We start from the raw sequence: 8,642 nt of genomic DNA, 5'->3' as shown, positions 1-8,642 counted from the left end.
CCCGGCCGGAGTCAGTCGGGCGTTAGCGTGGGACACGAGCGACCTCCGCGGTCGGAATGGATGCCGTCAGACAGCTCCACCCGACCCGGAGGTCGCTCCCGCGTCAACAACGGTCCTGCTCAGTACAACTAGTCGAGGAGTGGTCCGATGAGGATCTCGGTGCCGCCCGGGCGCCAGGTGCGCCATGGGCCATCGGGTTGTCGCTCGACCCGGAACCCGTGGTGGACCTTGGTGTGGTGCCGCTCGCACAGCAGCGCTGAGTTCTCCAGGTTGGTCTCGCCGCCGTGGAGCCAGTGGATGAGGTGGTGGACGTCGCACCACCAGGTCGGGGCGCCGCAACCGGCGAACACGCAGCTCTTGTCCCGGCGCTCGACCGCTTTGCGCAACCCGGGGGTGACCACCCGGTGGTCCCGGCCGAGATCGAGCGGCACGCCGTCGGGGCCCATCACGATCCGGGAGATGCTCCCGTCGCAGGCCAGGTAGCGGGCGCGGGCGGCGGAGATCGTCGCCCCGAACCCCAGCTCGGCCGCACGGGCGCCGGTGGCCGGATCGACCAGGTCCTCGATGTCCAGGCCCACCACGACGTGCGGCTTGACCGTCCGCAGCGTCGGCAGGTTGCCGCTCGCCAGCTGGTTGTCACACAGCTGCACCAACGCATCGGCCTGCTGCTGGGCGCGGGTGCGCACGTCACCCCTGGGCCGGTTGGCCTGCACGATCGACTCGATCGCGGCCTGGACCTTCTCCCCACCCACCGCATCGAGGTCGAACCGGCCAGTGACGCTGCCGTCGGCGTGCTTGGCGATGCTCAACCGCCGCCCCTCGGTGGGATCGGGCTCGGGCCCGTCGGGCTCGAGTGCCTCGGCGAACAGCTGAACCGCGGCCTTCAACGACTCATGCGGCGCCCCCGCCGCGATCGCCGCCCACGTGTGGTCGAAGGCGCCCAGCTCGATGCCCTGCCCGTGAGCCCGGGCCACCTCACCGGGCCCCACCTTCTCCGCCACCACGTTCACCTGCGCCGCACTCACCTCCCCCGCCGCGAAGCCCGTCGCCAGCACCGGGAAGGACTCCAGCACTCGACCGGCTCGCACGATCCGCGACGCCTCGGCCGGCGCCAGCCGCACGTGCCCGATCAACCACGACCGCATCGACTTCAACCCGTCGTGCTCCGCGGCCTGCGCACTCTCCGCGTGCCGCACCGTACGGGTCAGCTCGGCGTCCAACCGGTTCCGCGCAGCCACCAGCACCGCCGTCCGGTCCAGCACCGCACCACCCGAGAGCCCGTGCAGCTGCTCACCTGCCAGCGCATCAAGCGCAGACAGCAGGTCGAGACCGGGAGACTCCTCCACGGGGAGCTCGGCCACCACGTTCGGCGCAACGTCCGCAGCAGGGGCGTCCAGGGTCGTCGAGTCGCTCACGGACACCTCCCCACCGATCCGAACGTACGTTCGAATTCTAGCGGGCCACGTCCTCGCTCACCAGTCGAATCCGCAGGTCAGACGCCTGTCCACAGATCCGCCACCACCTTGACGACGGCGGCGATCATGCGACCGGCTCACCCGACCGACACGACGCCGTCCCGCCGGGGTGACCGGCGGGACGGCGTCGTTCAGCCCTGCGGTGTGGTCAGTTCTGCTCGATCAGGTCGACGCTCTCGCCGGAGTAGTCCCACTCCCCGACCGACTCCCAGCCCCCGGTGTCCACCCGGTAGGCGCCCATCTCCCCGGCCTCGCTCAGCACCGGGTCCTCGGGGCCGGAGGTGGTCTGCTCCGGGTGCAACATCAGCGGCCGGGAGATGTCCATGTTCCAGGCGGCGTTCATCACGTTGGCCCGGGTGAGCCCGCCCTCCATCTCGGCGGCGTCCCGGAGGTTCTGCACCAGCAGCTCGGCCCAGCCGTAGCCGTCCAGCGCGTTGCCCAGCGGCGCGGCCGCCTCCTCGCCGGCGGCGGCCATGTCGGCCAGGTACTCCTGGACGGCGGGGTCGTCGGCCCACCGCGGGTCGGCCGGGTCCTTGCGGAACAGCGGGACGACGGCGCCCTCACCGGCCGGGTCGGTGGGGGTGACCCACTGGCTGGCGGCGTTGGCCGAGGAGTTGAGCACGACCAGGCCGTCGTACCCGGCCCGGGCCAGCCCGGTGAGGAACCCAGGCGCGTAGTTGGGCAGCGCCTCCAGCACGATCGCGTCGGGCGAGCCGGCCACGGCGGCGGAGATCTGGGCGTCGATGTTGGTGGCGCCGGCCGGGATGGTCTGCGCCTCCTGCACGGTCAGCCCGGCCTCCTCGGCCAGGTCGGGCAGTGCGGCGTGGAAGTCCTCGGACAGCGCGTCGGACCCCTTGATCTCGGTCACCGTCCCGCCCGGCACCTGCTCGGCGATGTGGTCGACGATCGCCTTGGCCTCCACCGGTGCCGGCGGGATGCCGTTGATGGTCCACGGGTGACCGACCGGGTCGGTGAACATCGGGCCGGTGGTGATCGTCCACAGCTGCGGCACGCAGGCCGCCTCGTAGATGGCCTGGGTGGCGCTGATCTGCGGGGTGCCGACCTGCGCCACGGTGGCGAACACCTGCTCCTCACCGGTGAAGGACTGCGCGTTGGTGACCGCGCGGGCGGCGTCGTACCCGTCGTCCTTGCTGACCAGCTGCAGCTCGTGCCCGTCGATGCCGCCCTCGTCGTTGATCTTCTGGAAGTAGGCGGTGATGCCGGAGACGTTGGCCCCGCCGGCGACGGCCAGCGGACCGCTGAGCGGCTGGCTGGTGCCCACCACGATCGGCTCGCCGTCGGCCAGCGGCTCGGTGGCGTCGGCGGGGCAGGCGCCGGCGTCGACGGCGAACTGCCCGTCGGTGCCGCCGGAGGCGCCGCCGCCCCCACCGGAGGAGGCGCTCTCACTGCGGCTGTTGCCGCAGCCGGCCATGCCGAGCAGCAGCAGTCCGGCGCTCGCCAGGGCCACGGAGCGGGGTGTTCTCGTCATTGAGTCTCTCCTAGCTACGGGCGGACCCGGGCAGGCTGCCCGGGCTCGTGGGGCGGGGGTGGCACGGTCTCCGGGGCCGGTGGCGCGGGGGGCCCACCGATCGCCGGGGTCGGGCCGGCGAGCCCGCCGTCGGGCTCGCCGGGCGTGGTGTTGCTGCCGGAGCCGGCCGCGGCGGCCGCCTCGGGCGGGACGATGACCAGCACGCGGGTGCGCAGCCGGGTCAGCAGCGGCACCAGGCCGCTGGGCACGAAGTAGATGAAGACGATGAGGATCAGCCCGTAGATCACGTTGGCGAACAGCCCGGGCTGGTCGGTCATGCTGCGCAGCACCGGCAGCTGCCCGGCCCACTCGGCGGTGTAGTAGGGCAGGAAGACCATCGCCAGCCCGCCGATCCAGGCACCGGAGACGGTGGCGGCCCCGCCCAGCACCATCGCGGTGATGAACAGCAGCGTGATGGTGAACCCGACGGTGGACGGGCTCACGATCGGCGTGGTGAGCAGGTACAGCGAGCCGCCGATCGCGCCGTAGAGGGCGCTGACGGCGAAGGCCACCGTCTTGACCTCCGCCGGCCAGATGCCGGAGACGGCGGCCGCGGTGCCGTTGTCGCGCAGCGCGACCATCGACCGCCCCACCCGGCTGCGCACCAGCCCGGTCGCCAGCCAGCACAGCGCCCCGGCGATGGCGGCCATCACCAGGAAGGTCCACCCGCGGTCGGTGACGTCCAGCCCGAACCAGGCCGGCTTGTCCCAGGAGATGCGGGCGACCTTGCCGGCCATGCCCCCGCTGCCCAGCGCCAGCCCGACCGGCTGGCTCACCACGACCGGGAACGCGACGCCGACGGCCAGGGTGATGACCGCGAGGTACAGGCCGTGCAGCCGCAGCGCCGGCACGCCGACGGCGAAGCCCAGCGCCAGCCCGAGCAGCGCGGCGACCGGCACGGTGGCCGCCCACGCCCAGCCGTGGTCGGTGACCAGGATGGCGGTGGTGTAGGCGCCGAGCCCGAAGAACGCCCCGTGCCCGAGGGAGATCTGCCCGCTGAAGCCGGTGACCAGGTTCAGCCCCAGCACCGCCACCGTGTAGGCGACGACCAGGCTGAACTGGCCGATCCGGAAGTCGCCGAGCAGCAACGGCAGGGCCAGCACGAGGAGGACGGCGAGCAGCAACCCGCTGCCCTGCCACAGCCGGTGGGCCCGGGAGCCCTCGAGGACCACGCGCGGGCTGCTCACACCCGCTCCAGGGTCTTGGTGCCGAACAGGCCCTGGGGCCGCACCAGCAGCACGACCAGCACCACCAGCAGGGCGATGATCAGGCTGAGGTCGCCCTCGATGATGGTGAACACGCCCGGCACGAACGACATGACCAGGCCGAGGACCAGCCCGCCGACGGCGGCCCCGGGCACGCTGTCGAAGCCGCCGAGGGTGGCCGCGGCCAGCCCGAAGATGAGGATCGCCCCCATCGAGTTGAAGTCCAGGGTGCCGGCGGTCTCGGCCACCAGGGCGGCGGCCAGGGTGCCCAGCGCCGCGGCGATGCCCCAGCCGAACAGGTACATCCGGCCCACTGGGATGCCCATCACCTCGGCGGCCTCCCGGTTGGCCGCGACCGCGCGGTAGCCCAGCCCCAGCTTGGTCTTCTCCAGCAGCAGCCACAGGCCCAGCAGCAGCACGACCAGGGTCGCCAGCACGCCGATCGAGACGTAGGTGAGGAAGAACGGCGGTGGGCCGCTGAGCACGTCGATCTTGTCCTCCACGGCACCGGGGAACGGGCGGGGCGCGCGCACCGGCTGGGTGCCCCAGACGATCGCCACCCCGGCGTTGATGATCAGGAACAGCGCGAGGGTGGCCAGCACGACGGGGAAGACCCCGCGCCGCTCCAGCGGCCGGATCAGGCCGCGCTCCAGGCCGGCGCCGAGCAGGAACGACAGCACCAGCGCGATCGCGATGGCGATCCACACCGGCACCCCGTTCCGGGTGAGCTCGAACACGGCGAACGCGCCGAGGACGGCCATCTCGCCCTGGGCCAGGTTGATGTGGCTGGTGGTCTTGTAGACCAGCACCACCGCCAGGGCGACGAGTGCGTACAGCGCGCCGTTGGTCAGCCCGCCGGTGAGCAGCTGCAGCAGGTAGGCGGGGTTGTCGATGTTGGGTGACACGTCGGCACCGCCCTCAGTAGCCGAGGTAGGCGCGGCGCATGTCCTCGTTGCCCCGCACCTGCTCCGCGGTCCCCTGCAGCACGATCGAGCCGGACTCGATGACGTAGCCGCGGTGGGCGAAGGAGAGGGCGAGCTCGGCGTTCTGCTCGACGATGAGCATGGCGACGGACTCCTCGCGGTTGATGTCCTCGAGCTGCGTGAACAGCCCGCGGGTGATGATCTGGGCCAGCCCCAGCGACGGTTCGTCCAGCAGCAGCAGCTGCGGGCGGGCCATCAGCCCGCGCGCGATGGCGAGCATCTGCTGCTCGCCGCCGCTCATCCCGCCGGCGAGCTGGCCGCGCCGCTCGGCCAGCCGGGGGAACACCTCGTACCAGCGGGCGATGTCGGCCTCGATCCCCCGGGTGTCCTTGCGGTTCCAGGCGCCGACGCGCAGGTTCTCCTCGACGCTGAGCACGCCGAACACGCCGCGCCCCTGGGGCACGTGGGAGATCCCGCGCCGCACGATCCACTCCGTCGGCCGGCCGACCAGCTCGGTGCCGGCCAGCTTCACCGACCCGCGGGTGCCGACCATCCCGCAGATGGCCCGCAGCGTCGTCGTCTTGCCGGCCCCGTTGGCGCCGAGCAGGACCACGACCTCCCCGGCGTGCACCTCCAGGTCGATGCCGTGCAGGACGGCGACCTCCCCGTAGGAGGCGTGCACGCCCGACAGCTGCAGCAGCGGCTCAGCCACGGTGCCGCCCTCCGTCCGCGGCCGCCGCGCCCGAGTCCGCGCCACCACCGAGGTAGGCCTCGATGACGGCGGGGTCGCGCTGCACCTGGTCGGGGGTGCCGTCGGCGATGCGGCGGCCGAAGTCGAGCACGGTGACCCGGTCGCTGATGCTCATGACCAGCTTCATGTGGTGTTCCACCAGGAGGACCGAGAGGGTGAAGTCGTCGCGCAGCGACCGGATCACCGCGCCGAGCTCCTCGACCTCGGCGTGGGTGAGCCCGTTGGCCGGCTCGTCGAGCAGCAGCAGCTTCGGGCGGGCGGCCATCGCCCGGGCCAGCTCGATCCGCTTCATCGTGCCGAAGGGCAGCCCGGCCACCGGGCGCAGCGCGAGCGCCGCCAGGCCCAGCCGGTCCAGCAGCTCCATGGCCTCGCGCCGGGCGGCCGAGTCGGTGCGCCGGGTACCCAGCCGCAGGGCGGCCCGCAGCCAGCCCCCGCGGCCCCGGGCGTGCGCCCCGACGGCGACGTTGTCCAGCACGGTCATCGTCGGGAACAGCGCGAGGTTCTGGAACGTGCGGGCCACGCCGACGGCGGCGATCCGGTGCGCCGGCAGCGCCAGCAGGTCGGTGCCGTCGAGCAGCACCTGCCCCGCGTTGGCGTCGTAGACCCGGCTGACGACGTTGAACATCGTCGTCTTCCCGGCACCGTTGGGGCCGATCAGCCCGCAGATCGCCCCGCGCGGGACGTCGAAGGACAGCCCGTCGAGGGCGACGACGCCACCGAAGCGGACCGTGACGTCCTGCACCCGCAGCACGGGCGCCGTCCCGCCGCCCGGCAGCACCGCGGTGGCCCCGGTCACCGGGTGGCCACCCGGATCCGCGCCGGGCTCACTGCCACCGCAGGAAGCCCATGCCGCAGCCGGTGCCGGCCGCCGTGCGGTAGCAGGGGGCGTACTCCGACCAGAGCACCTCGCGGTCGTGCATCGCCCCGGCCACCGCGACCCAGTTGCGGATCTCGGAGGAGCCGGCGTTGAGGAGGTGGTCGGGGAGGCCGCGCAGCGCCTCGGCGTCCCGGCGGGCGATGCCGTCGAGCACCCGCCGGTCGAGCTCCTCGTCGACGACGAAGTGGCTGAGCCCACCGGAGGCCACCAGCACCACCCGGGCGTCGACCGGGGAGGCCTCCAGCGCCGCGCCCAGGGCCTTGCCGAAGTCGTAGCAGCGCTTGCTGGAGGGCTGGTTGGGCGGGAAGTAGGTGTTGAGCATGACCGGGACCACCGGCACGCTCCGCTCCCCCAGCAGCCGCGCGATGATGAAGCCGTAGGCGTGCCCGAAGCCGTGCCCCGGCGGGGTGCTGGCGACGCTGGCGACGTCGAACTCGCGGGCGACCAACCCGGTGATGGCGTCCAGGGCCAGCTGCGGGTGGCCGGCGAACCGGTGGACGGCGTCCATCGCGTAGCCGGTCTTGACGCTGTCGAAGAACTCCCCGGGCGGGGCGCCCTCCATGGTCCCGGTCTCCCAGGTGTCGCCCCAGAAGATCGCCATCGAGGGCTGGTTGGTCGCGTCGAAGACCTCCTCCTGGTCGTCCCCGATCACGACCAGCACGTCGGGCCGCAGCTCCGCCAGGTCCGCGGCCAGCCGGTCCATGCCCTGCAGGCAGGCTGTGTAGCGCTGCTCCCAGACCTCGTCGGTCAGCTGGTCGGCGTAGCGGTCGCCGACCGCGGCGGAGAGCTCGTCGAAGGTGACGTGCCGGCCGCTGGTGTCGTGCAGTTCCTTGTTGCCGCGGTCCTGGGCCGCCCGTTCCCGCCACAGGCGGGGGTTGGTGAGCAGCATGGGGCTGTGCGAGGTGCCGATGGCGCCGACGATGGTGGCCATGAACGCTCCTGGAGGTGGCGGGGCTGCCCGGGTCCGCCGGGCCGGGCTGGGAGACGCCGTCCGGTCCGGGGCAGCGGACCGGACGGCGCAGCGGACGGGGAGGGACCGCGGGCGGACCGGCTCAGCCGGTGACCGTCTCGCCGGTCACCGGGTGCTGGTAGTGGAAGGGCACCAGTTCGGTGCGCGGGAACATCCCCCAGTCGTCGACGATCTCGTCGGGCCCGTTGGGGTCGGCCGGGTAGGTCTCGGTGAGGTAGCCGCCGTACTCGACCGGCGCCTTGGACCAGCCCTGGTCGAACTGCCCCTGCCAGAGCGAGCGGAAGTTCAGCACCTTGATCCGCCACTGGCCGTCCTGCTTGACGTACTGGTTCTCGTAGATGCCGCCCTCCCACCACTGGCGGAAGCCCTCGACGGTCTCGTGGTTGCCGGCCTGCATGATCGAGCGGAACCGGCCCCGGGCGCTGAGCCCGTCCTCGGCGACGGTGATGACGCCCTGCATCTGCGGGTGGTCGAGCAGCCGGCCGTAGCGGGGGCCGTTGTGCCCGTCGGCGAACTTGTTCATGAAGCGGCCGACGTACAGCCGCCGGACGCCCTCCTTGCCGTGGAAGACACCGTGCAGGAAGTGGACCTCGGCGCCGTCGTCGGCGAAGAGCTCCACGACCTCCTCGTAGAGGGTCTTGTCCAGGTAGTAGCCGTACTGGTACTGGAGCCGGCGGATGGCCTGCTCGTCCTCGGTGCGGGTGAGCCGCTGTTCGAGCTCGGCGATGCGGGCCTCGAGCGCTGCCATCTGGTCTGTCATCAGGGGGACCTCCGGCCGCCATCGGCGGCGCTGCCAGGTGCGGTGTGGGGGCACCGGGGAACGTAGGCGTGACGCTGGTCACCGTCAACGATTCGCCCAACGTCTTCCGTCCCACGGTTGCCCACCCTCGCCTGCCGGCCACCCCGCGGTCCG

The 8,642-nt window shown here is 72.5% G+C and carries 8 protein-coding genes; all 8 read right to left on the bottom strand.

Annotated elements, in window-relative coordinates; genetic code table 11:
- Positions 1–128: 128 nt before the first annotated feature.
- The 8 genes from ACI79U_RS19425 to ACI79U_RS19390 all read right to left on the bottom strand — a co-directional run bounded on the left by ACI79U_RS19425 (position 129) and on the right by ACI79U_RS19390 (position 8,489).
- Complete coding sequence (locus ACI79U_RS19425) at positions 129–1,346, bottom strand: DUF222 domain-containing protein (RefSeq protein ID WP_457072633.1); 1,218 nt, start codon at positions 1,344–1,346, stop codon at positions 129–131.
- A gap of 277 nt (positions 1,347–1,623) precedes the next feature.
- Positions 1,624–2,943, bottom strand: coding sequence for an ABC transporter substrate-binding protein (locus tag ACI79U_RS19420; RefSeq protein WP_457072821.1), 1,320 nt, complete (start codon positions 2,941–2,943; stop codon positions 1,624–1,626).
- Positions 2,944–2,978: 35 nt separating this feature from the next.
- Complete coding sequence (locus tag ACI79U_RS19415; RefSeq protein ID WP_457070429.1) at positions 2,979–4,190, bottom strand: branched-chain amino acid ABC transporter permease; 1,212 nt, start codon at positions 4,188–4,190, stop codon at positions 2,979–2,981.
- Positions 4,187–5,113 carry a branched-chain amino acid ABC transporter permease gene (locus ACI79U_RS19410; protein WP_457070427.1) on the bottom strand — a complete coding sequence of 309 codons (927 nt, stop codon included), beginning with the start codon at positions 5,111–5,113 and terminating at the stop codon, positions 4,187–4,189. The genes ACI79U_RS19415 and ACI79U_RS19410 overlap by 4 nt, the downstream gene beginning before the upstream one ends.
- 13 nt (positions 5,114–5,126) lie before the next feature.
- Positions 5,127–5,843, bottom strand: coding sequence for an ABC transporter ATP-binding protein (locus ACI79U_RS19405; RefSeq protein ID WP_457070425.1), 717 nt, complete (start codon positions 5,841–5,843; stop codon positions 5,127–5,129).
- Positions 5,836–6,678, bottom strand: a complete 843-nt coding sequence (locus ACI79U_RS19400; protein ID WP_457070423.1) for an ABC transporter ATP-binding protein — start codon at positions 6,676–6,678, stop codon at positions 5,836–5,838. Before ACI79U_RS19400 ends, ACI79U_RS19405 begins: the two co-directional genes overlap by 8 nt.
- 28 nt (positions 6,679–6,706) lie before the next feature.
- On the bottom strand, positions 6,707–7,690 hold the full coding sequence (locus ACI79U_RS19395) for a DODA-type extradiol aromatic ring-opening family dioxygenase (RefSeq protein WP_457070421.1): 984 nt from the start codon (positions 7,688–7,690) through the stop codon (positions 6,707–6,709).
- A gap of 121 nt (positions 7,691–7,811) precedes the next feature.
- Positions 7,812–8,489 (bottom strand): nuclear transport factor 2 family protein, encoded by a 678-nt coding sequence (locus ACI79U_RS19390; RefSeq protein WP_457070419.1) that lies wholly within the window; start codon positions 8,487–8,489, stop codon positions 7,812–7,814.
- Positions 8,490–8,642: the final 153 nt, after the last annotated feature.

Source organism: Modestobacter sp. SYSU DS0904, from assembly GCF_054051115.1.
This window is presented reverse-complemented; position numbering and strand designations above follow the sequence as displayed.

Excerpts from the sequence above, each read along its gene's own strand:
- ACI79U_RS19395 (WP_457070421.1), bottom strand. The coding sequence starts at position 7,690 with ATGGCCACCATCGTCGGCGCCATCGGCACCTCGCACAGCCCCATGCTG.
- ACI79U_RS19390 (WP_457070419.1), bottom strand. The coding sequence starts at position 8,489 with ATGACAGACCAGATGGCAGCGCTCGAGGCCCGCATCGCCGAGCTCGAA.